General features: G+C 54.8%; 19 protein-coding genes and 1 other RNA gene. 18 read left to right on the top strand and 2 right to left on the bottom strand.

Annotated elements, in window-relative coordinates; all coding sequences use genetic code 11:
- Window positions 1-7 precede the first annotated feature (7 nt).
- The 3 genes from era to NOS26_RS08525 are packed head-to-tail and all read left to right on the top strand — an operon-like array spanning window position 8 to window position 2,995.
- Complete coding sequence (gene era / locus NOS26_RS08515) at window positions 8-901, top strand: GTPase Era (protein ID WP_014017044.1); 894 nt, start codon at window positions 8-10, stop codon at window positions 899-901.
- A gap of 11 nt (window positions 902-912) precedes the next feature.
- Window positions 913-2,262, top strand: coding sequence for a hemolysin family protein (locus NOS26_RS08520; protein ID WP_022497401.1), 1,350 nt, complete (start codon window positions 913-915; stop codon window positions 2,260-2,262).
- Complete coding sequence (locus tag NOS26_RS08525) at window positions 2,252-2,995, top strand: DNA repair protein RecO (RefSeq protein WP_014017042.1); 744 nt, start codon at window positions 2,252-2,254, stop codon at window positions 2,993-2,995. The genes NOS26_RS08520 and NOS26_RS08525 overlap by 11 nt, the downstream gene beginning before the upstream one ends.
- A 226-nt stretch (window positions 2,996-3,221) precedes the next feature.
- Here the strand turns inward: NOS26_RS08525 and NOS26_RS08530 are convergent, their stop codons facing one another.
- Window positions 3,222-3,704, bottom strand: coding sequence for a transposase (locus NOS26_RS08530; RefSeq protein ID WP_014017041.1), 483 nt, complete (start codon window positions 3,702-3,704; stop codon window positions 3,222-3,224).
- A 195-nt stretch (window positions 3,705-3,899) separates the two neighbouring features.
- Here NOS26_RS08530 and NOS26_RS08535 point away from each other — a divergent pair, with 195 nt between their 5' ends.
- On the top strand, window positions 3,900-5,237 hold the full coding sequence (locus tag NOS26_RS08535) for an MATE family efflux transporter (protein ID WP_255917568.1): 1,338 nt from the start codon (window positions 3,900-3,902) through the stop codon (window positions 5,235-5,237).
- 130 nt (window positions 5,238-5,367) lie between these two features.
- Here NOS26_RS08535 and NOS26_RS08540 read toward each other — a convergent pair whose 3' ends face one another.
- Window positions 5,368-6,930, bottom strand: a complete 1,563-nt coding sequence (locus NOS26_RS08540) for a nitrite/sulfite reductase (protein WP_255917569.1) — start codon at window positions 6,928-6,930, stop codon at window positions 5,368-5,370.
- A gap of 186 nt (window positions 6,931-7,116) precedes the next feature.
- Here NOS26_RS08540 and NOS26_RS08545 point away from each other — a divergent pair, with 186 nt between their 5' ends.
- The 14 genes from NOS26_RS08545 (at window position 7,117) to NOS26_RS08610 (ending at window position 20,997) form a co-directional block, all read left to right on the top strand.
- Window positions 7,117-8,598 carry a HAMP domain-containing sensor histidine kinase gene (locus NOS26_RS08545; protein ID WP_255917580.1) on the top strand — a complete coding sequence of 494 codons (1,482 nt, stop codon included), beginning with the start codon at window positions 7,117-7,119 and terminating at the stop codon, window positions 8,596-8,598.
- Complete coding sequence (locus NOS26_RS08550) at window positions 8,595-9,281, top strand: response regulator transcription factor (protein WP_255917570.1); 687 nt, start codon at window positions 8,595-8,597, stop codon at window positions 9,279-9,281. Before NOS26_RS08545 ends, NOS26_RS08550 begins: the two co-directional genes overlap by 4 nt.
- A 120-nt stretch (window positions 9,282-9,401) precedes the next feature.
- A complete protein-coding gene (locus NOS26_RS08555) occupies window positions 9,402-10,940 on the top strand; it encodes a glycosyltransferase family 39 protein (protein ID WP_255917571.1) in 1,539 nt (512 codons plus the stop codon).
- Window positions 10,941-11,021: 81 nt separating this feature from the next.
- Window positions 11,022-11,339: a hypothetical protein gene (locus NOS26_RS08560; RefSeq protein WP_072981675.1), complete on the top strand. Its 318-nt coding sequence runs from the start codon at window positions 11,022-11,024 to the stop codon at window positions 11,337-11,339.
- 195 nt (window positions 11,340-11,534) lie between these two features.
- Window positions 11,535-12,224: a class I SAM-dependent methyltransferase gene (locus NOS26_RS08565; RefSeq protein WP_014017034.1), complete on the top strand. Its 690-nt coding sequence runs from the start codon at window positions 11,535-11,537 to the stop codon at window positions 12,222-12,224.
- Window positions 12,209-13,327 carry a Nif3-like dinuclear metal center hexameric protein gene (locus NOS26_RS08570; protein ID WP_036203888.1) on the top strand — a complete coding sequence of 373 codons (1,119 nt, stop codon included), beginning with the start codon at window positions 12,209-12,211 and terminating at the stop codon, window positions 13,325-13,327. Before NOS26_RS08565 ends, NOS26_RS08570 begins: the two co-directional genes overlap by 16 nt.
- A 217-nt stretch (window positions 13,328-13,544) precedes the next feature.
- The gene (gene thiE, locus NOS26_RS08575) at window positions 13,545-14,192 is read left to right on the top strand and encodes a thiamine phosphate synthase (RefSeq protein ID WP_072981668.1); all 648 of its coding nucleotides are present in this window, start codon (window positions 13,545-13,547) and stop codon (window positions 14,190-14,192) included.
- 504 nt (window positions 14,193-14,696) lie between these two features.
- An RNA gene (gene rnpB / locus NOS26_RS08580) (RNase P RNA component class A) lies at window positions 14,697-15,044 on the top strand.
- 291 nt (window positions 15,045-15,335) lie between these two features.
- Window positions 15,336-16,559, top strand: coding sequence for an aspartate kinase (locus tag NOS26_RS08585; RefSeq protein ID WP_014017031.1), 1,224 nt, complete (start codon window positions 15,336-15,338; stop codon window positions 16,557-16,559).
- Window positions 16,560-16,568: 9 nt separating this feature from the next.
- Complete coding sequence (locus NOS26_RS08590) at window positions 16,569-16,868, top strand: hypothetical protein (RefSeq protein ID WP_014017030.1); 300 nt, start codon at window positions 16,569-16,571, stop codon at window positions 16,866-16,868.
- A 425-nt stretch (window positions 16,869-17,293) separates the two neighbouring features.
- On the top strand, window positions 17,294-17,662 hold the full coding sequence (gene acpS / locus NOS26_RS08595; protein WP_255917572.1) for a holo-ACP synthase: 369 nt from the start codon (window positions 17,294-17,296) through the stop codon (window positions 17,660-17,662).
- A gap of 528 nt (window positions 17,663-18,190) precedes the next feature.
- Window positions 18,191-19,843: a bifunctional ADP-dependent NAD(P)H-hydrate dehydratase/NAD(P)H-hydrate epimerase gene (locus tag NOS26_RS08600; protein WP_014017028.1), complete on the top strand. Its 1,653-nt coding sequence runs from the start codon at window positions 18,191-18,193 to the stop codon at window positions 19,841-19,843.
- A 1-nt stretch (window position 19,844) separates the two neighbouring features.
- Window positions 19,845-20,777 (top strand): ComEC/Rec2 family competence protein, encoded by a 933-nt coding sequence (locus NOS26_RS08605; protein ID WP_014017027.1) that lies wholly within the window; start codon window positions 19,845-19,847, stop codon window positions 20,775-20,777.
- A gap of 1 nt (window position 20,778) precedes the next feature.
- Window positions 20,779-20,997 (top strand): DUF3006 domain-containing protein, encoded by a 219-nt coding sequence (locus tag NOS26_RS08610; protein WP_014017026.1) that lies wholly within the window; start codon window positions 20,779-20,781, stop codon window positions 20,995-20,997.
- The last annotated feature ends 1,236 nt before the right edge of the window (window positions 20,998-22,233 follow it).

Genomic DNA, 22,233 nt, shown 5'->3' on the forward strand with positions numbered 1-22,233 from the left:
TATATCTATGGAATCATTTAAATCGGGGTTCGTCGCCGTCGTCGGCCGCCCGAATGTCGGCAAGTCGACGCTCATCAACCATATCATCAAACACAAAGTCTCGATTGTCTCCGATAAGGCCCAGACGACGCGCAACCGCATCCTCTGCATCCATACGGACGACGAATGTCAGATCGTCTTCCTCGATACGCCGGGTATCCACAAGCCGAAGCACAAGTTAGGGGAATTTATGGATGAAGCGGCTTACCAGTCCCTGCGCGACATCGATGCCGTCTTGTTCCTCATTTCCGGCAATGAAAAGAAAGGCCCTGGCGACCTCTTCGTCCTGGAAAAATTGAAAGACGTCGGCGTTCCGGTCTTTTTGATCATCAATAAAATCGACGTCATGAGCAAGGAAGAAATCTTGAAAAAGATTACGGAATATGCCGAACTCTATCCCTTTGCCCAGGTCATCCCCATTTCGGCGCTGAAAGGGGACAATGTCGATGCCGTCGTCGACGAATTGCGCAAGATCCTGCCGGAAGGGCCGAAGTATTTCCCGGACGACATGATTACGGACCAGCCGGAACGGCTCTTAGTCGCTGAAATCGTCCGGGAAAAGCTCTTCCGCTGCACCCGCGATGAAGTACCCCACGCCATTGCCGCCTATGTCGAAGAAATGACCCAGCGCGGCAAGAACAAGGTCTATATCCGGGTCACGGTCTACGTCGAACGGGATTCGCAGAAGCGCATCGTCATCGGCAAGAATGGCGCCGTCCTCAAAGAAGTGGGCAACCTGGCCCGCCAGGAAATCGAAAACCTCCTGGGGTCGTCGGTCTACCTCGACATCTGGGTCAAGGTCAAGCGGGACTGGCGCAACAAGTCGGGCGCCCTCAGTGAATTGGGCTACAAGAACGAGTAGGGGGCAGTACGATGGAAGTACAATCAATCGTCCAATGTCTCCTCGTCTTCCTCATCTGCCTGGCCGTCAGCGCCATCTGCGTTACGGGCAAGTTCGCCTTTGCCCAATTGCGCCGGGAATATCTGGAAGAACTCGTCCGCGACGGCGATACGTCGCTGAAGCCGCTCTTGTCCCTCTATGACAAGCCCATCGTCTTTCTCGGGACGGCCCAGCTCGGCATGGCCTTGTCCGGTCTCATCGCCGGGGCTGCCGGCTTTTGCGGCCTCTATGGTCTGTACGGCCTCCTGGCGCCTTACATCGGCCACACGTGGCTCATCTGGCTCATCGAAATCTGTGCCGGCATCGTCCTCTGTTTCATCCTCTGGGTATTTGGCGAACTCATCCCCAAGTCCATCGGCCTCCAGCGCCCGGAAAAGAGCCTCAAGGCCCTGCGCCGTTTCATCCAGCCCTGGAGCCGCCCGCTCATGCCGTTCATCCTCTTCGGCAACTGGCTGGGCCGGGCCATCCTGGCCGGCCGCGGCCTCGATGTGACCAATGAAATCGACATGGCCCATTCTGAAGACGAAATCCGCATGCTGGTCACGGCCAGCCATAAAGAAGGCAAGATTGATCAGGTCGAAAGCGAACTCATCGGCAACGTCTTCGATTTCGCCGACCGCCTGGCCAAGGAAATCATGGTGCCCCGTCAGGACATCGTCTGCCTCTATACGGAAGATACGATGAGTCAGCATATGCAGACCATCCGCCAGTCGCGCCATACGCGCTATCCTCTCTGCGAAGACGACAAGGACCACGTCCTGGGCCTGGTCCATATCAAGGATATCATGGACCTCTACATCCATAAGCGCAGCAATTTGAATCTCATCAAGCGGCCCATCCTCATGGTGCCGGAAATCATGCCGGCGTCGAAACTCCTGCAGCTCATGCGGACGCGCCGGACCTACCTGGCCATGGTCGTCGATGAATACGGCAGCACCGTCGGCCTCATCGGCCTGGAAGATATCCTGGAAGAACTGGTCGGCACGATCCAGAACGAACACACCCAGGAAAAAGAAGAAATCCAGCCCCTGCCGGACGGCGCCTATGAATTTGCCGGCACGGTCTTATTGGAAGACGTAGAAGAATTGCTGCACATCCCTGTCGAAGACGACGTCGATACGGATACCATCGGCGGATATGTCTTCAATGCCTTGGGCCATACGCCGAAAGTTCACGATGAAGTCACTATCGGGACGTACCGCTTTACGGTCCTGGAAATGCAGCGGTTCCGCATTGTCCGTCTGAAAGCGGAACCCCTTCCGGAAAGGGAAGGGGCGGGAGACGGAGAGGAAGGAGACGCCGAGGCGGACCATGAGGCGTAGCGGGTATTACGGCCGCAAGCCGTCGCGGTCCTATGAAGGCATCATCCTGACCGTCCGCAAGACCAGTGCCAAGCAGCTCGTCGTCACCGTCCTGACCCGGCAGGCCGGCATCCTCCATGTCCTGGCCCGCCGCAGTACCCAGGGCAAGATGGGTTATGGGACGCTGGCTCCGCTGGCGGAGATGACCTTCGACGTCTTTGAAAAGGATGGCGTCTACACCTTGACGGAATACGACTGCCGCAGCAACAAGCGCCTTCGCCAGCTGACCTGGGACGGCTATGTCTATTCGCAGATCTTCGTCGAAATAGTCCTCTTCATGGCCGGCGGCGAAGCCGACGAAGTCCTGTATAACCTGGTCCGCCTCTACGGCCGGGCCATTGAACTCAAGGACGTCCGCATCGTCACCCTCATCGCCGGCTGGCAGCTCATGGCCTTGACCGGCTTCCTGCCGGACATCGACACGGCCCGCGTCTTCTATCAGGGCCAGGGCTATTGCCAGCAGCCCGTCTATTATATCGACGACGAAATGCCGGAAAACATGAAAGAACTGCCACTGACGCCGACTGTCCGCCAGACCTGGAAGACCCTGGTCCATTATCCCTGGGGAACCGAAAAAACAGTGAACCTGCGCGGATCGGACTTGAAATTCCTGGAAGCCCTGCTCTACAACTACGTAAACCAATGCAGCGAACGCCAGATGAAGACACCGGAATTATTAGTGGCTCGTGGCTAGCGGTTCGTGGTTCGTGGCTAGTGGTTCGTAGGATCGGCCCGCCTGGCTCTCCTGATAGGAGAGCTGTCAGCGAAGCTGACTGAGAGGTTGCTCTTTCAACATAGTTTGTAGCACGGAGTTTGTAGAAGAGGACCCTAAATTTAAAGCCATCCGCTAACCACTAACAACTAACAACTAACAACTAAAAAGAGGTTGTCGCACATGCGGCAGCCTCTTTTTGCTCCCTTCACCGTTTATGCAGCGGGTCGTATTTCCAGTGATGGGCATATTCTTTTAAACTTTCAGCGACGGCGTATTGAGCCGCATCTGTATAGACCATCTGCGCCTCTACCGGCTCTTCCCAGATGGGAGACGGCCATTCGCGGGGCGGCTCGATGTAGTAGAGCAGAAATTCTTTGACCTTTTCGATGAACCATTCTGGCAGGCGGGGATGGAATTTCTTATAAAAGATGAATAAGTGGATGTGGTTGGGCATGACCGTAAATTCTTTGATGATGGCAATCTGGTTGTTCCGCTGCATGGCTTTGAGGGCCCGCGTCGCGGCCATGCCCCAGTCCGTCGGCTGCCAGACATGCTGTCCCTGATGGCGCCGGACTTTCCCTAAAGTCTCTTCCTTTTGGTACGTACAGAGCGTGATGAGCTGGTACCGGGGAACGGTGGAGAATGGTTCCAGCCATGAGGGGATAGAAAAAAACGGTCTGTGATACATGGGACTGCACCTCCAAGATAACAAAACCTTTAAAACAAGCTGTGTCGTTGCTTCGATTGTACCGGACAATTATGAGAGGAATATTAAAAAAGGGGAGAACTTCATTAAAAAAAGATTAGAACTTGTTTTTGCTGGACAGCGTGGTATAATAAAAATATTTTCACTTCGTGCACGTTGTGCAGAAAGGACGATTCTATGGTTCGCAGTATGACTTCGGGCAATCCCATCCGCCTCATCCTGGCTTTTACCGTGCCCCTTTTGATAGGAAACGTTTTCCAGCAATTCTATAATATCGCCGACATCATCATCGTCGGCCGGACCATCGGTGTCAATGCCCTGGCTGCTGTCGGTGCCGTCGCGCCGGTCTTCATGGCCGTCTTTGGTCTGACCATCGGCTTGTCGTCCGGTTTTTCCGTCATCACAGGCCAGCGTTTCGGCGCTGAAGATATGGACGGCGTGCGCCGGTCTGTGACGACGTCAGCCATGCTGGCCCTGGCTTTGACGCTTCTGCTGACCCTTGGCGTCAGCCTGGCCATGCCGCTCATCATGCGGCTTATGAACATATCTGATGTTTTATACGACGATGCCTATCATTATATGCTCATCGTCGTCCTCGGCCTGGTGGCCATGATGAGTTATAATCTCCTGTCCTGTATCTGCCGGGCCCTCGGCGACAGCCGGACTCCACTCTATTTCCTCATCGTGTCGTCCCTCTTGAACATCGCCCTGGCCTTGCTGTTCATCGTCGTCTTTGGCTGGGGCGTCCCCGGTTCGGCCATCGCCCTGGTCATCGCTCAGGCCGTTTCGGCCATACTCTGTCTGTGTTTCATGCGCCGCCGTTTTCCCATGCTGCGCCTGACCCGGGCCGACTGGGCCTTCGACTGGCCCTTTGCCTGGCAGCACCTGCGCCTGGGCCTGCCCATGGCCGTCCAGTTCCTCATCATCTCCATGGGCATCCTGGTCCTCCAGTCGGTCTGCAATACTTTTGGACCCGAAACCATTGCCGGCTTCGTATCGGCGACGAAAATCGAACAGCTGGCCTTGCAGCCCATGATTTCCTTCGGCATCGCCATGGCCGTCTATTCGGCCCAGAACTACGGCGCCAGCCAGTACGGCCGCATCCGCCAGGGCGTCCGCCAGTGCTCCCTCGTGTCCCTGGCGTTCTGCCTGGTCGCCGCCCTGGCCATGTATAGCTATGGCCGGGAACTCATCAGCGTCTTCACGACGGACCATGACGAAATCCTCATGGAACAGGCCTTCCTCTATCTGAAGATGTCCGTTCCTTTTTATATCTTCCTGGGCCAGATTTTCGTCTACCGCAACGCCTTGCAGGGCATGGGTATTTCCAGCGTACCCCTCATCAGCAGCATCCTGGAACTGGGCGGCCGAAGCGTTTCGGCCCTGGTCCTGGCCGCCATGTGGGGCTACTTCGGCATCTGCTGTGCCAGTCCCATCTGCTGGGTCATGGCCTGCCTGTTCACAGGCGGCTCCTACTTCTGGGTCATGCACACCATGAAAGCCAAAGGCCGTTGAGAGAAGAGTGGAAGCATAAAGGTTCTACTAACCCCTAGCCACTAACAATTTAAAAACCTTCACTAAAAACTACAAACTGCAAACTTAATACTCAAAAAGGGCTTGTCGTCGTGCGACAAGCCCTTTTTTTCTATTCAAACTGATTGACTAATTCTATGAGTTTTTCTTTATGCTGCGGATACCATTCGTCGTAGGACTGGTTGGCATCGAGGAGTGCCTGGTTGAGGGCCAGGAAGAAGTCCGGCAGGTGTTCGATGGTGATGACGCCAATCTGTTCGCCCATGACGCCTTTGCCGATGGCGTAGTTGCCGCCGGCGTAGATGTTGAAGGCCGGTTCCATTTTGTCGCCGACTTTCTTGCTGGCACCGCGCAGGCCCAGGGGAGCCAGCTGCTGGACTGTGCAGTTCGACGGACAGCCCGAGAAATGGCATTTCGGCAGGAAGTGGCTGTCGATGCCGCGGTCTTTGAACATCTTGGCCAGTTTGACGAAGGTGCCGTGAGAATCGCGCAGGCCCTGTTGGCAGACCGTCGCGCCGATGCAGCTGACGGAATGTTCAAAGGTTGTCGTCGCCGTGTCGTCGGCCGTAAGGGCTGCGACTTTGCGGGCTTCGTCGGCTGTGAGGTTGATGATATAAGCCGTTTCGTCGGCGTTGAGGCGGATTTCAGCGCCTTCCATGGTCTGGAGCGCCTTCAGCAGTTCATGGAAGACAGCTACTTCCGGCGTGCCGCCCAAAGGCTTGTATTCGACGTAATAAAGGCCTTCCTGTTTCTGTTTGCCAATGCGGCCATTTTCGAGGATGCTGTCGTCGGCACCGCTCTTGGCCAGGGGCGTTTCTTCTTCAATGGTCAGGCGGTAATCGTCTTCAGCCTTGGCTTTCGCTACGGCATCGCGGACGGCCTGACGGAACGCATCGTCGCCGAGCTTATTGAGGATGAAGCGGGAACGGTTCTGGCCGCGGTGTTCATAGTCGCCGTATTTCATGTAGACGTCCCGGCCATAGCCCAGGATGTAGTAGGAAATATCCAATGGATCGACGCCTTCGTCGATGAGGATGCCGAAGCGCGAGCCGTTGAGGCCGAAACCGCCGCCGGCATAGACGTCGAAGGTGTGGTCCGGACGGGCCACGAAGCCCAGGTCCTTGAAGGTAGCGTGGCCTTCGTTGTCGAGACCGCTGGAGAAACTGATCTTATATTTTCGCGGCAAGTTGAACTTGGGAATACAGTTGATGACGAAATTAGCTGCTGCCTTGATGTACGGCGTCATGTCGAAGTATTCGCCCGGAGCGACGCCGTGGAGCGGACTGGCCGTGATGTTACGCGGATTGTCGCTGCCGGCGCCGACGCAGTAAATGCCGTGGTCGAAACATTCCTGATAGAGGTCGAGGACTTCTTTTTCGTTCAGGTGGTGGAGCTGCAGGGCTTCACCCGTCGTGAAGTGGATGAGGTCGATGTCATAGCGGTCGAGGACATCCTTCAAAAAGGCGATGTGTGCCGGTTCGATGGCACCGCCAGAAAAACGCAGGCGCAGCATGTTGCTATGGGCCCCCCGTTCGCCATAGCTGCCGAACTTGCCCGACGTGCCCTTATATTTGGCCGGCGGCAATTCCTTGGCATAAAAAGCCCGCGTCGCTTCGGCGAACTGCGGGAAACGGCTGCGTATTTCTTCTTTTGTTTCCTTCGTGATCTGAGTCATTTCATAAACACCCCTTAATTAATTCTAGTTCTTAAAACTATACTAGATTTGTGTCTTATTATAACAGACTTTTTTAAAGAGGGCAAAAAGATTCGCCAGAAATTTGCCTTTTGTTGTATTTTTGTTTAATAATATAGTGTAAAATATAACAAACTTAGAAAGATTAGGAAAGATTAGGTGAGTGTTATGAAACTCCGGGACTGGCCGCTGCGCAAGCGCCTCCTTTTTTCCAACTTCATCATGATTTTCATTCCTGTCCTGTTTACGGCTGTCGTCAGTATGGCCATCTTTTTGGCCCTGCAATTCGGCAATATCAATCGAGCCAATATCATTTCCTTCATCTGGCCAGAGAGCGGGCAGAACATGTCTATCCAATTCGAGCTGAGCCGCCTCCGCGTCCGGGCCGACCAGTATCATGGCGACATGGGCCGTCTCCTCCAGGCTGCGGACCATTTGGAAGACCAAGGCCTCAATGTGTCTATTTGGCGCGATAAGGAAGACCTTTACGATACGGCTGGCATCGACAAGGTGTACCTGCGCCAACAAGTCATGGCCGGCCATCGCCAGGGTCATGCGGACTTCAACTGGACTGGCGAAGGCCTGCGCTTTTACTATATTTCTCCTCATACGGACATCCATTTGGCCGTTGCCGGCGCCGTACCGAGTTATCCTGAAAACGAGTACATCGACTTGTCGTCGAAGGATATTTTGAAAATCGCCTTTTATGTCCTGACTATCCTGACTATCTTGCTGACCATCCTCGTCGGTCTGAAGCTGTCGCGATGGATGGCAGGTCAGATTGTCGATCCTGTCGAAAGGCTGCGCAATATGGCCGATGCCATCAGCCAGGGCGATTTGGATCATCCCGTCCCAATCTTATCGCACGACGAAATCGGCGATACGTGCCAGGCTTTTGAAAAGATGCGCCTCCAGCTGCGGGCAGCGCGGGATACGCGGAAGAAATACGACCAGAACCGCAAAGAACTCCTGGCCGGTATTTCCCATGATTTGTCGACGCCTTTGACAAAAATCGAAGGCTATGCCAGCGGCATCCTCGACGGTATCGCCAATACGCCAGAAAAAGAACGCCATTACCTGGACATGATTGTCGATACGTCGCACCACATGGCCAGCCTGGTCCGTACACTCTTCCTCTTTTCCAAACTTGACCTGGGGCAGGTCCCTTTCCATTGGGAAAATGTTGACATCGCTGCGTATTTAACGGACTATATCAGCGAACAAGCGGATCATTTCCATCAGCAAGGGCTGGATGTGACTTTCCAGTCCTCCCTGACAAAGGCCGTTATTTCCATAGACCGCCAACAATTCCAGCGGGTCATGGAAAACATCCTGGGCAACAGCTTGAAGTACAAAGACCAGGCCGTCGGCCATATGGCGATTACCTTGACTGAGAGCGGGGAAGGGGAGTACCTGCTTTCTTTTGCCGATGACGGCTGCGGCGTCGCAGAGAAGGAATTGCCGAAACTCTTTGAAAGTTTCTACCGCACTGACAAGGCTCGGACCAATGTTGCCAAAGGAAGTGGCTTGGGATTGGCCGTGGTCCAGCAGATCATTCAGGCCATGAAAGGGAAAATCTGGGCCCAGGCGACGGTGCCTAAAGGCTTGACTATTTGCATTTCTTTACCGAAAGGGGAATCATATAGATGAAACGTATCTTGATTATTGAAGATGACCAGGGCATTGCCGAATTGGAACGGGACTACTTAGAAGCCAATGGCTTCAGTACCGATATCGCCGCTGATGGTAAAACAGGCGAAGCGAAAGCCTTGGGAGAGGCTTTCGACCTCATCTTGCTGGATATCATGCTGCCTGGCCGGGATGGCTTCCAGCTTTGCCGGACTATACGAGAAAAGAAAGACATTCCCATCCTCATGGTCTCGGCCCGCCAGGAAGATATCGACAAGATACGCGGCCTCGGCCTCGGTGCCGATGACTATATCGTCAAGCCTTTCAGTCCCAATGAACTCGTCGCCCGCGTGAAAGGCCATCTGGCTCGGTATGAACAGCTCACGTCCCGCGAAGTCCATCGCCATGTCCTGCGTTACGGCGATTTGGAAATTGATGAGAGCGGCCACCGCGTCTTTGTCAAGGGGAAGGAAGTGGCCTTGCCTAATAAGGAATTTGAACTCCTCTTGTTCTTCGCCAAGAATCCGGACATCGTCTTCAGCAAGGAAACCCTCTTCGATCGCGTCTGGGGCAGCGAGGCCCTGGGGGAAACGGCTACCGTGTCGGTCCATGTCAACCGCATCCGTGAAAAAATCGAAGAAGATACGGCAAACCCCCGCTATATTGAAACGGTCTGGGGCGCAGGCTACCGTTTCCGAAGCTGAGTTGACGGATTTTTTTTAGTCCTTTCTCGCTTTATTGTCGCTCTGTTTATCTTTTATTTAACTTCCCTTCCTATACTGATACCAACAAAACGGTCATGAATAGAAAGGGGAGTTTTTGTTATGTATGAATTTCATGCGAAAAAGGAAGACATGGCCCTGTCGGTCTGGCAGCGCCTGTGGCAGAAAATCCTGGCTTCACCAGCCGTCATCCTCCTGGTCCTGGCAGGGGTTCTCTGCTTTGCGGCAAATCACCTGCTGGTCGTCACGGACCCTGTGGAATCGAATTATGCCCTGACGGCCAAGGAAATGCTCCTTTCTGGCGACTACTTCTCGCCGCGCATCTTTGGCAATTACTGGTACGATAAACCGATTTTCTTCTATTGGGAAATCATTGCTGCTTTCAAGCTCTTCGGCATCAGCGATTTCTCAGCCCGCTTTTTTCCGGCCCTGTTCGGTATGGCCGGTATCATCCTGGCCTATGGCTTTACAGCTCGTCTGTATGATAAGAAGACGGGATTCCTGACGGGACTCATCTTGCTGACGACAGTAGAATATTTTTACCTCTCCAAGGCTATCATTACGGATATGACGTTCTTCGTCTTTTATTCGGCCTGCCTCATGGCCTTTTACGTCGCCTACAGCGAAGGAAGGCCGCGTTGGTACTATCTGGCCTATGCCTTTGCCGGTCTGGCCGTCCTGACCAAAGGACCGATTGGTTTCTTTCAGCCGGGACTTATCATCCTGATTTTCCTCGTATGGCGCCGGGACCTCAAGGCACTGTTGCATATCAAGCTCTTTTCCGGCTTGCTCCTGTTCTTGGTTATTACCCTTATCTGGTATGGCCCGATGTACGCCATGCATGGCAGTGACTTTGTCAGCCAGTTCATCGGCGTCCATAATGTCTTGCGGGCCACCGTTTCCGAACATCCTCAGTTCAACGTTTGGTATTATTACAGCGCCATCTTCCTGGCTGGCTTCGTACCCTGGGTGTTCACACTGCCCTTGGCTTGGCGTGACTATGGCCTGTCCCGGAAAGTCGCAGCGGCCTGGCGGGCAAAGCGGCTGCACCTGCCTGTTTTATCTATGAAGACGCAGTTCCTCATCGTCTGGGCAGCTACGATCTTTGTGACCTATCAGCTCATGGCGACGAAATACATGACTTATACCTTTCCCTATATGATTCCCTTGGCCATTGGTTTCGCTTCGTACTTGAAGAAATATGACCGCTTGGTCCTCAACCTGGCCGGCATCGTCATCGCCATCTATGTGGCTGTGACCTTTACCGTCATCGTTCCCCAGTGCCGACAGGCCTCGGCGTATGGCGCCGCCCAGGTCGTCAGCAGCCTGGCCGATGACGAAACGACGGTCGTCACCTATGGTGGCCGCTATCCCGTATCCTTGACATACTATTCCGGCCATACGGCGTACCGCCTGGCGGAACGGGACAACATCGCCAGGATGCTGCCCGGCGGCATCAGCTGGAACGCCAAGAACGTCATGCCCTTCATGGCCATCGAAGACCTGCCGGACCAGGGCAAAGTCCTAGCCGTCGTCCGCGACCGCGATGAAGCCCGTTTCCTGCAGGACGTCTCAGGGACATGGCAGTGGCGCGCTCAGAAGGGCGTCTGGGTCATTTACCAAAAAGTATCGGATTTGTAAGGCTCCTGGAAAGGCCTTGTGACTGAATTGTAACAGCCCGTGCGTATACTATAGTCAACCTTGAAAGGGAGAGTGATAACGATGAAGAAATTCAACTATATAGTACGCATGATGCTGGTTCTGGTCGTCACCTTCATGACCTTCAGTGGCGCCGCCCTGACGGCACAGGCTGCCGAACCGCATAGCCATTCCCACCGCTGGGAACAGCGCGATGACCGCGACTACCGCCATCACGACGGCGATTGGGAAAAGAACCGGAAACGTTGGGAAAAAGACCGGAAACAATGGGAAAAGGACCACAAATCAGAATCCCAGAAAAAAGTCGATAAAGCCAACCGTAAGGCCAACATCGCCATCGGCGTAGCCGCCGTAGCCACCATCATCGCCCTGGCGAAGTGAGTGGGGATAGTGGCTAGTAGTTAGTGGCTCGTGGCTCGTGGCTCGTGCTTCGTAGGGGCCGTCCCAAAGGGCGGCCCGCCTAATTCCTTGCATACAAAAAGGGGCTGTCGCACATGCGACAGCCCCTTTTAATTCTCGTCCCGTCTGTTATAATAGGGGGTGCAATTAGATTCTGTCATAAAGGAAGTGTATGTCATGAAATTAACGGACCGCCTGGCTGCGGCTGTGTCTCTCATTCCGCAGGGAGCCGTCATTGCCGATATCGGGACCGACCACGCGTATATCCCCGTCTCCGTTTGTCAAAGCGGACACTGCCCATCGGCCATTGCTGCCGATATCGTTCCCGGCCCGCTGGCCGCGGCTGTAGCTCATGTCCGCGGTGCCGGTTTGACCGACCGTATCGACTGCCGCCTTGGCGATGGCCTGACCTGCATCCAGGCAGGGGAAGTCGATGGCGCCGTCATCTGTGGCATGGGCGGCCCGCTGATGGTCAAAATCCTGCAAAACTCGTATGAGGTCTGGCAATCTCTGCACTTTGCCGTCCTCCAGCCCCAAAGCGAGGCCGGCATTTTGCGCCGCTATCTTTACCAGCACGGCTGGCACATCGAAGACGAACGGCTGGTTATCGACGACGGCCGCTTCTATGAAATGATGCGGGCTGTACCGGGTCAGGCCGACGCCTTGCCAGACTGGCTCTACGATATCGGCCCCGTGAACTGGCAGCGCCGCGACCCCTTGCTGGGCCGTAAGATCGATATTCTCATGGAGACAAAAGGGCATATCCTGGAAGGCCTGAGAAAGAGCCGCAAAGATGTGCACGAACGAATTGAAAAAATAGAAAGCGAATTACGCTTCTGGAGGGAATTGAAATGTCAACTACCGTAGGTGAAATCGTTAACGTCTTGAAAGGATGGGCGCCCTTATCGCTCAAAGAATCGTGGGATAACCCGGGCCTGCTCATCGGCAGCCCCGATGAAAAGGTCGATAAGCTCATGGTCACGCTGGACGTCATGATGGGGACTGTCGACTATGCCATCGAACACGGCATCCAGATGATTGTCAGCCATCATCCCGTCATCTTTGACGGCTTGAAGTCCCTGCGTACCGATACGTACAGCGGCCGCCTGTATCAGAAGCTCCTGGCCCATCATATTTCCGTCTATAGCGCCCATACCAACCTGGACAGCGCTGACGGCGGCGTCAACGACGTCCTGGCCCGTCTCCTGGGCTTGACTGATTTGCAAGGCCTCGTTCCCGTTGCCGAAGATAAGCTCTATAAGATCGCCGTCTACGTCCCCGAAAGCCACGGCGATGCTATCCGCCAGGCCTTGGCTGACGCCGGTGCCGGTTATATCGGCAACTACAGTGACTGCTCTTTCACGGCCAAAGGCGAAGGTCGTTTCAAAGCCCATGAAGGGACGCATCCCTTTATCGGTGAAATCGGCAAAGTCGAAAGGGCGGCAGAAGAACGGATTGAAACTATCGTTCCCGAAAGCAAACTCCATCAGACCGTACAGGCCATGGTGGCAGCTCATCCCTATGAAGAACCGGCATACGACATCTATCCCTTGAAAAATGCCGGCCATCCCTTCATGATGGGCCGCGTCGGGACCTGGCCGACGCCGGAACCGGCAAGGGACGTCTTGAAGAAAATCAAGACCCTCCTCCATCGCGATGCCTTATCCTATGCCGGCGACCCTGACGTCACCGTTCACCGCGTCGCTCTCCTCGGAGGCGGTGGAGCCGGCTTCATTAAACTGGCCAAAGAGGCCGGCGCCCAGCTCTACCTTACAGGCGACGTCAAATACCATGACGCCCAGGAAGCCATCCGCCAAGGCATCGTCGTCGCCGACGGCGGCCACTTCGGCACCGAATTTCCCGTCGTAGCCGACCTCTGCCAGCGCCTGGAAGAAGCCGCAGCTAAAAACCAGTGGAACATCACCTGCGAAACCGACCCGACCAGTAAAGACATGCTGCAGTATATGTAAGGTGCCTTGCGGCGCGCCGTCCGCAATGGCTCCCCTGATAGGGGAGCTGTCAGCGAAGCTGACTGAGAGGTTGATTTCCTGGCAGATAGTGCCGCTGTGAAGTTTAAACACAGCCCATTCTTATCCAATGGCGGGATTTTACGAGCCACGAACCACGAGCCACAGCCTTTTTCACGGCCATCAGGCCCCACATCTCCCATAGAAAGGAAAATCTATCATGACTAAAGAAGAACATGTAAAACATTTATTAGAAGATCCGGTATATGCCATCATGGGCAATGAAGAGCTTTGCCTGGGCCGGAGCAATATGGACGTCGCCAAAGAACTGATTGCTGCCGGCGTCACCATTATCCAGTACCGGGAAAAACATAAGAAATGGCGCGCCAAGTACGAAGAAGCCAAGGCCATTGCCCAGCTCTGCCACGACCACAACGTGACTTTCATCATGAACGATTCGACGGACCTGGCCATTGCCTGCGGTGCCGATGGCATCCATGTCGGACAGGACGATGCCCCGGCTCAGATTGTCCGCCAACTCGCCGGCCCGGACGTCTTCATCGGCGTATCGACCAATACCATCGACGAAATGAAACAGGCCCTGGCTGACGGCGCCGATTACGTCGGCTTCGGCCCTATGTTCCCGACGCAGTCCAAAAAAGACGCCGACGAAGTCGTCACGCCGGAAGCCAAAGCCTATGCACTGAACTATGAACTGCCCGTCGTCACCATCGGCGGCGTCAGCCTGGAAAACATCCGCAGCCTCTACGACGAAGGCTTCCGCTCCTTCGCCATGATTTCCGCTATCGTAGGCCAGAAGGATATCAAAGGCGCCGTAGAAAAAATCCGCCAGACATTGGGGCGTTAGCTATAAAGCGAATATAGCGCAGATGGCCGTCCGCAATGGCTCCCCTGATAGGGGAGCTGTCAGCAAAGCTGACTGAGAGGTTGATTTCCTGTCAAATAGTATCGCCGTCCGCTCGGACTCAGATGCGGCGTTCCGCCGCGACAGACTCATGATTGTATTACGACCGTGTGTTACCTGTCATAAATTCCGGCTGTGCTCAAGATTCACGCGGCCTTTTTGGCCCATCAGGTGCCGACCAGCGGAAGGCGCAGGACGGCTGCCAAAACGGACAGCTGTGGCTGGGCAGCCCGTTATGAGATTTGGCCACACCTATTCTTGTATGATGGTAGGTTTTTACGAGCCACGAACCACGAGCCACTATTTTTCACGAGCCGAGGGGTTCCCGCGGCGATGTCGTCAATTTGAGCTTGTCGCCGCGTAGCGGCAGCTGAGTTCGAGGCGAGCGGTCTGCGGGCCGTCAGGCCCTTGACTCTCATCCCTAAATATGCTATCCTATACGAATGATGAGTATGAAAAGCAATCGCTAGTGCTTTTGCATTAGAGGAAAGTCCGAGCTCCGTAGGGCAAGATGCCGGCTAACGGCCGGCGAAGGTGACTTTAGGGATAGTGCCACAGAAATGTGTACCGCCACGCAAGTGGTAAGGGTGGAACGGTGCGGTAAGAGCGCACCAGCGGTGCAGTAATGCATCGGCTAGGTAAACCCCATCTGGAGCAAGACCGAATAGGGGAGGGATGAAGCGGCCCGCTGATCTTCCGGGTTGTGTCGCTTGAACATGCCGGCAACGGTATGTCTAGATAGATGATTGCTGCTGCGCAAGCAGAACAAAACTCGGCTTACTGATTACTCATCACCTTGTGAATGTAAAGGGGTTGTCGTGCGAAGGTTCCTGCCATCATGCGAGACCCCTTTCTCTTTATAGTTTATAGTACGGAGTTTGTAGTAGAAGATGACTTTAAATTTAAAAAACTTCACTACAAACTACAAACTTAGCACTCAAAAGGCGCTGTCTTTATGCGACAGCGCCTTTACATTTCCCCTTGTCCATGATATTATTTCAATAAGTGGTTTCAGATGGTAATAAACCATAAGAATGAATTACCATGATAATGAATACTTAAACAAACAAAAGCGAGGGATTTAAGTTGGCATTAATCGTTAAGAAGTTCGGTGGCAGCTCCGTTGCGACGCCGGACAAAATGCGGGCTATTGTACAACGAGTCTTGAAAGGCAAACAGCCGGAAGACAAAATCGTCATCGTTGTTTCAGCAATGGGGGATACAACAGACGAATTAGTAGCATTAGCCAAGCAGATCACTTCGAAGACTTACGGCCGTGAAATGGACATGCTCCTGACGACGGGCGAACAGGTCTCCATCGCCCTCATGGCTATGGCTTTCCAGGAAGCTGGCCAGAAGGCTATTTCCTTTACGGGAGCACAGGCCGGTATCAAGACCAGCGACGCCTTTAACAAAGGCCGCATCCTGGCATTGAAACCGGGCCGCATCATGAAGGCTTTGGACCAGGGCAATATCGTCATCGTCGCAGGCTTCCAGGGTATCACCGGTCATGGTGATATTACGACGCTCGGCCGCGGTGGCTCCGATACGACGGCAGTTGCCATTGCCGGTGCCATCCATGCTGATGTTTGTGAAATCTATACCGACGTTGACGGCGTATATACGTCCGATCCCCGTGTCGTTCCCAATGCGAAGAAAATCGACCAGATTACGTACGGCGAAATGCTGGAAATGGCGAAACTCGGCGCCGGTGTCATGCAGCCCCGTGCCGTAGAAATGGGCAGCCGCTTTGGCGTCCCCATTCACGTACGCTCGACTTTTTCTGAAGATGAAGGAACTATGATACAGGAGGATTGCTCTATGGAAGTCAAACAGTATCTCATCCGCGGCGTCGCTTCGGATAAAAATGTTGCAAAAATCACCGTTTTAGGGATTCCCAATAAACCGGGCTTTGCTTATCGCGTTTTCGCTGAATTGGCAGAAAAACACGTCGATGTCGACATGATCGTCCAAAGTGTCCGCATTGCCAACGAAGGCGTTACGGATATCACCTTTACCATCGCCCGCACGGACCTCGAACAGGCTAAGGCTGTCCTGGCTAACCTGCGTAAGGAAATGCCTGTCGAAGACGTCCTCATCGATGACAAAATGGCAAAAGTTTCCGTCGTCGGTGCTGGCATGGCCGGCCATCCGGGCATCGCTGCCGGCATGTTCGGCGTCCTCGGTGACAACGGCATCAATATCGAAATCATTTCCACTTCGGAAATCAGCATTACCTGCCTCATTTCTGAAGACGTCATCGATAAAGCCGTCAAAGCTATCCACGCGCACTTCTTCGACGAAGACTAAGGGGGATACATGTCTGTATTGGATAGCTTTACAGAAGAGATGCTGCAGTCTGAACTGCCCAAACGGGTCATCCTCGAACGCCTGACCCACGGCCTGGAAGTCGAAAAGCCGCCGCAGTTTGCCATCCCGGCTCCGAAGTACACCTTTGAAACGAACCTGCACGGCTTCCGTTACGATTACCAGAACCAGACCGTCACCATTTCCTATAAAGTAGCCCGCGGCCTTCATGACGATATGACCGTGTCCTTTATGACCTTCCGGGTCATCCTGGAAGGACTGGGCGTTTGTATCCGAATGCAGAAGTGGTAGTGAAATACAGAGGGGGTTGCCGCCAATGCGGCAGCCTCCTTTTTGCGGTAAAAGAGGGAAATCGTAGGCCGCAGATGGCCGTCCGCAATGGCTCCCCTGATAGGGGAGCTGTCAGCAAAGCTGACTGAGAGGTTGATTTCCTGTCAGATAATGCCGCTGTTCGTTCGGACTCAGATGCGGCGTTCTGCCGCGACAGACTCATGAAATAAACGCAGGTCGCAGATGGCAGGTCGCCGCGGTCCTGTGGACCGCAAAAAAAAATACACGGCCCTTGGCCTTGTGCGTAGGGGACGCCTAAAAGGCGTCCCGCTGTGAAATTTAACCACAGCCCATTCGGGTCTAATAGTGAGCTTTTACGAGCCACGAACGATGAACGAAAACGGGGGCCAATTAGACCCCATCTCTCCCCGAAAGGAAGGAAACCGATGCATTGTGGAACCGATATCGTACAAATCAGCCGTATCGCGGATATGGCATCGCGTCACGGCCGTTCACTAGGACGCTTTTTCACGTCCCAGGAATTATCCTATTGCCAGCGGCCCGATGGCACGTGGCGGGCTGAATCACTGGCCGGCATCTTTGCCGCTAAAGAAGCCTTGTTCAAAGCCTTGGGCACGGGTTTCCGCCAGGGGAAATGGACGGACGTTGAAGTCTGTCATGATTCACTGGGCGCCCCATATTACCAGTTCCACGGCTACTACGCCCAGGCTGTTCCACTGAAGACCGAACAGCCTCCGTCCCTGTCCATCGCCCACGACGGCGATTACGCCATCGCTTTCACTGTGTTGGGGTAGAAGGGGCCGTTGTTCCCTCGGACTCAGATGCGGCGTTCCGCCGCGACAGACTCAGGATGGTATTACGACCGCGTGCCAATCGTCATAAATTCCGGCTGTTCACAGGATTCGCTGCGGCCTTTTTGGCCCGTCAGGTGCCGACCAGCAGAAGGCGCAAGACGGCTGCCAAAACGGACAGCCGTGGCTGGACGCCTTTCAGGCGTCCCCTACGGTATCGCATACAGGCGATGGAAAAGGACACGGCCACAGGTCACAAAAAATGCACAGCCTACAGCCGGGTGCGTAGGGGACGCCCAAAGGGCGTCCCGCTGTGAGGTACAACCATAGCCCATTCAGCCCTGATAGCCTGTTTTTACGAATCACGAGTTACGAACCACGGCCTTTTCCACGAGCCGAGGGTATCCCGAGGCGATATCGTCACTTTGAGTTTGACGCCGCGCAGCGGCATCTGATTCCAAGGCGGACTGCGACTGGCGGTATGCAATCTGCGGGGCCATCAGACCCCTTTACAAAAAGGAGAAATATATTATGCAAAAAATTACTACTGCTGCTCAGATGCGGAATATGGACCGGATCGCCATGCATGGCGTATATGCCATGGCTCCGGTTGTCCTCATGGAAAATGCCGGCCACGCCGTGGCCGAACGGGCCGGTGCCTGGCTTGACGGCTGGGACGGCAAGGACGTCGTCCTCTTTTGCGGAAAAGGCAACAACGGCGGCGACGGTTTCGTCATTGCCCGCCATATTTTAGCTGCCGGTGCCAGGGTTTATGTCTATGTCCTCGGCAAGGAAGAAGATTATAGCGATGAAGCGCGTCAGCACTTGCACACCTTGCAGCAGCTGGCTGATGAGGAAACGTGCCTGCTCTTGTCGGCGCCGCAATCCGATGCCGACTGGCAGCTCCTGCAAAAACGGCTCCTGGCCTCGTCCGTCGTCATCGACGCCATGTTGGGGACGGGCTTCCACGGCAGCCTGCGTCAGCCCCTTGCTTCCATCGTTGCCGAAGTCAATGCTGCTGCCGCCGCCGGTGCCGTCACGGTCATTGCCGTCGACATGCCGACTGGCGTCAACTCTGATACAGGCGCTGTCAGCAATGGCGACGATGATGAAGACGGGCCGCTCTTTGCCGATATGACCGTCACTTTTGGCGCCCTCAAGCGGGGCCTGGTCCTTTATCCCGGCCGGGCCTGTGCCGGCCACGTCGAAGTCGATCCCATCGGTATGCCCGGCCCGCTGCTCATGCAGCTCGAAGAAAATCCGGCTTACTTGTTGCAGGAATCGGATATCGCCGAAATCGTCGTACCCCGCAGCCCGGACAGCCATAAAGGGACGCACGGTACCATTGCCATCGTCACCGGCAGCAGCCAGATGGCCGGCGCCGCCCTCATGGCCGCTCATGGAGCCGTCCGCAGCGGGGCAGGCAAGGTCTTTCTCCGCGTACCGGGCGCGACGGCGCCGTACTGCATCGGCGTCCAGCCGGAAATCATGGTCCGCGGCGTCGGTACGGGCGACCATTTTACTGCCGCTGATGCCGATGAAATCATTGCCGAAAGCAAGAATTGGTCCGTCCTGGCCATGGGTCCCGGCCTGGGCCGTGATGCAGAGACGAAAGAATTTCTCTTGAAAGTCCTGGCCGCCGTGACCTGCCCGGTCGTCCTCGATGCCGATGCCCTCAACCTGCTGGCCGGCGAAAAGGCCCTCATCGCTTCCCGCGGCAGCCGCATCATCATGACACCGCACTTGGCTGAATTTTCGCGTATCAGCGGTCTGTCTATGGCAGAAATCAAAGCGGACCCCATCGCGGCAGCCCGGCAGTTTGCTTCGGAATGGAAGGTCAACCTCGTCCTCAAAGGGGCGCCGACGCTCATCGTTTCAGCCAAGACGGGCAATGTCTACGTCAATTCCACAGGCAATGCCGGCATGGCCTGCGGCGGCATGGGAGACGTCCTGACCGGCATGATTGCCGCTATGATAGCTCATCAGGGCATGAGCGACTTGTGCAGTGCTGCCTGCGCCGGTGTCTATCTCCACGGGGCTGCTGGCGATGCCTGCCGCAAGGACCACGGCCCTTATGGTTTTACCCCCATGGAAACAGCCGATGTCCTGCCGCAGGTCCTGGCATCCTTAGAAGAAGATTTGGCCCTGCCCATTTTGCAGCAGCCCTTGATTGGAGGAAAATAACGTGAAAAAAAGAAGCTTCTTTACAGCCGCTCTGGCCCTGGTCATGAGCCTCATGCTCATCCTGGCCGGCTGTGGCAACAGCGCTTCGTCCAGCTCGTCTGGCGGAGCCAAAGCCGTTCAGTCTTTGACGGCTTCTGACAAAGATTTGCGCGTGTCCGTCCTTAACGTCGGCCAGGCCGATGCGACGCTTATCCAGTATAAAGGCAAGAACATGCTCATCGACACGGGTGACGTCGACAGCCGGGCTGATTTGGTAAAACAGCTCAAAGAACGCAAGGTCAAAGACCTGGACATCGTCGTCATCACCCATCCCCACGGTGACCACATGGGCGGCATGGCAGAATTGTTCAAAGATTTCAAAATCAAACAGATTTACGACAATGGCCAGAGCGCCAATACGGCCATGTACCGCAATTATCTGAAGAACATCAAAGCCAAGAACATCGCCTATAAAGTCTTGAAGAAAGGCGATACCTTCACCCTTGGTGATGACGTCAAATTCACAGTCCTGTCGCCGGCCAAACCCTTTACCAAAGAAAATACCCAAGGTGTTTCCGAAAGCGGCCTGACTAACAATAATTCCATCGTCTGCAAGATGACCTATGGTCAGTTCTCCATGATGTTTACTGGCGATGCCCAGAAAGAAGCGGAAGACCAGATCCTCAAGGCTTACAAACCGGCCGACCTCAAATCGGACGTCCTCAAAGTCGGCCATCACGGCAGCAAGACCTCGTCGTCCGACGCCTTCGTCAAAGCCATCGCGCCGAAAGCGGCAACCATCTCCTGTGCTGCCGGTAATCAGTACAAATTCCCGCATGAACCGACCTTGAAGACCTTGCAGAAATACAACGTCGAAGTCTATCGCACCGACCGCAACGGTACCATCACCATCACCACCGACGGCTCGTCGTACAGCATCGCAAAGGAGCACTGATATGAAAAAGGAACTCATCGGAAGTATCGACCGCATTACCGAACAGACAGCCTGCATCATCCTCAACGACGATGAACACCAGCTCCAGATTCCACTCGAACTCCTGCCAGACGGCGCCGATGAAGGCATGGCCTTCACCATCACCATCGAACGCAACGAAGAAGAAGAAAAACGCCTGGCCGAAGAAATCGCAACCCTAAAAGAAAGCCTCTCCCAATAGGAGAGGTTTTTTCTTTTGCTTTTTACGGATTACGAGCCACTGCCTTTCCTTGGACTCAGATGCGGCTGCGCCGCGACAGACTCAAACTAACAACGACGCTTCGGGAAGCCCTCAGCACGTAGCGGGCCGCCCGCCGCTACCATCTGTCCAGGTAACCGTTCTGTACTTGACGTGTTAGAATATTTTGGGCGGCCCCTACGAATGCGGCTGCGCCGCAACAAACTCATGAAATGAACGCAGTTCGCCGGTCGCAGATGGCAGGCCGCTATGGCCCTGTGGACCGCAAAAAAATCACGGCCCATGGCCTTGTGCGTAGGGGCCGTCCCGGTCAGGGCGGCCCGCTGCGATATTCAACCACAGCCTGTCCGAGTATAATGGCAGGCCTTTACGAGCCACGAACAACGAGCCACTGCTTTTCCCTCGGACTCAGATGCGGCTGCGCCGCGACAGACTCAAACTAACAACGACGCTTCGGGAAGCCCTCAGCGCGTAGCGGGCCGCCCGCCGCTACCATCTGTCCAGGTAACCGTTCTGTACTTGACGTGTTAGAATATTTTGGGCGGCCCCTACGAATGCGGCTACACTGCAATAAACTCATGAAATGAACGCAGTTCGCAGGCGGTCGGTCGCAGTCTGCGCGGTCCTATGGATCGCAAAAAAAATCACGGCCAGCGGCCTTGTGCGTAGGGGACGCCCAGAGGGCGTCCCGCTTGTGAGATTCGACCATAGCCTATCTGAGTATAAGCAGGCTTTTCAAGCTACTAGCCACAAATCACGAGCCCACGGCTTTTCCTCGGACTCAGATGCGGCTGCGCCGCGACAGACTCAAACTAACAACGACGCTTCGGGAAACCCTCAGCGCGTAGCGGGCCGCCTTCACAGGACGGTCCCTGCGATGCAGCCGAGCTGCGTCAAACTCATGATTATATTATGACCGTGTGCCATTTGCCATAAATTCCGGCTGTTCACATAAGTCACGGCGGGCCGCCTTGGACAGGTCGCCCCCTACATATCGCATACAGGCGATGATTGGGAAGGCCGTTTACCGAATATAACCCAAATACACGGCTAACGGCCTTGTGCGTAGGGGCTGTACCAAGCCTTTTTGGCCCGTCAGGTGCCGACTAATAGGAGTCGCAGGACGGCTGCCAAAACGGACAGCTGTGGCTGGGCAGACCGCTCTGTGATATTCAACCACAGCCTATTCGAGCATAATGGTGAGCTTTTCTCGATGAG

The sequence above is a fragment of the Megasphaera sp. SC8-1 genome (genome assembly GCF_024436295.1).
Classification (GTDB): domain Bacteria; phylum Bacillota; class Negativicutes; order Veillonellales; family Megasphaeraceae; genus Megasphaera; species Megasphaera elsdenii.

Bases quoted from the DNA above. Each gene is read 5' to 3' on its own strand.
- era (WP_014017044.1), top strand. From the start codon at position 8: ATGGAATCATTTAAATCGGGGTTCGTCGCCGTCGTCGGCCGCCCGAAT.
- NOS26_RS08520 (WP_022497401.1), top strand. From the start codon at position 913: ATGGAAGTACAATCAATCGTCCAATGTCTCCTCGTCTTCCTCATCTGC.
- NOS26_RS08525 (WP_014017042.1), top strand. From the start codon at position 2,252: ATGAGGCGTAGCGGGTATTACGGCCGCAAGCCGTCGCGGTCCTATGAA.
- NOS26_RS08530 (WP_014017041.1), bottom strand. From the start codon at position 3,704: ATGTATCACAGACCGTTTTTTTCTATCCCCTCATGGCTGGAACCATTC.
- NOS26_RS08535 (WP_255917568.1), top strand. From the start codon at position 3,900: ATGGTTCGCAGTATGACTTCGGGCAATCCCATCCGCCTCATCCTGGCT.
- NOS26_RS08540 (WP_255917569.1), bottom strand. From the start codon at position 6,930: ATGACTCAGATCACGAAGGAAACAAAAGAAGAAATACGCAGCCGTTTC.
- NOS26_RS08545 (WP_255917580.1), top strand. From the start codon at position 7,117: ATGAAACTCCGGGACTGGCCGCTGCGCAAGCGCCTCCTTTTTTCCAAC.
- NOS26_RS08550 (WP_255917570.1), top strand. From the start codon at position 8,595: ATGAAACGTATCTTGATTATTGAAGATGACCAGGGCATTGCCGAATTG.
- NOS26_RS08555 (WP_255917571.1), top strand. From the start codon at position 9,402: ATGTATGAATTTCATGCGAAAAAGGAAGACATGGCCCTGTCGGTCTGG.
- NOS26_RS08560 (WP_072981675.1), top strand. From the start codon at position 11,022: ATGAAGAAATTCAACTATATAGTACGCATGATGCTGGTTCTGGTCGTC.
- NOS26_RS08565 (WP_014017034.1), top strand. From the start codon at position 11,535: ATGAAATTAACGGACCGCCTGGCTGCGGCTGTGTCTCTCATTCCGCAG.
- NOS26_RS08570 (WP_036203888.1), top strand. From the start codon at position 12,209: ATGTCAACTACCGTAGGTGAAATCGTTAACGTCTTGAAAGGATGGGCG.
- thiE (WP_072981668.1), top strand. From the start codon at position 13,545: ATGACTAAAGAAGAACATGTAAAACATTTATTAGAAGATCCGGTATAT.
- NOS26_RS08590 (WP_014017030.1), top strand. From the start codon at position 16,569: ATGTCTGTATTGGATAGCTTTACAGAAGAGATGCTGCAGTCTGAACTG.
- acpS (WP_255917572.1), top strand. From the start codon at position 17,294: ATGCATTGTGGAACCGATATCGTACAAATCAGCCGTATCGCGGATATG.
- NOS26_RS08600 (WP_014017028.1), top strand. From the start codon at position 18,191: ATGCAAAAAATTACTACTGCTGCTCAGATGCGGAATATGGACCGGATC.
- NOS26_RS08610 (WP_014017026.1), top strand. From the start codon at position 20,779: ATGAAAAAGGAACTCATCGGAAGTATCGACCGCATTACCGAACAGACA.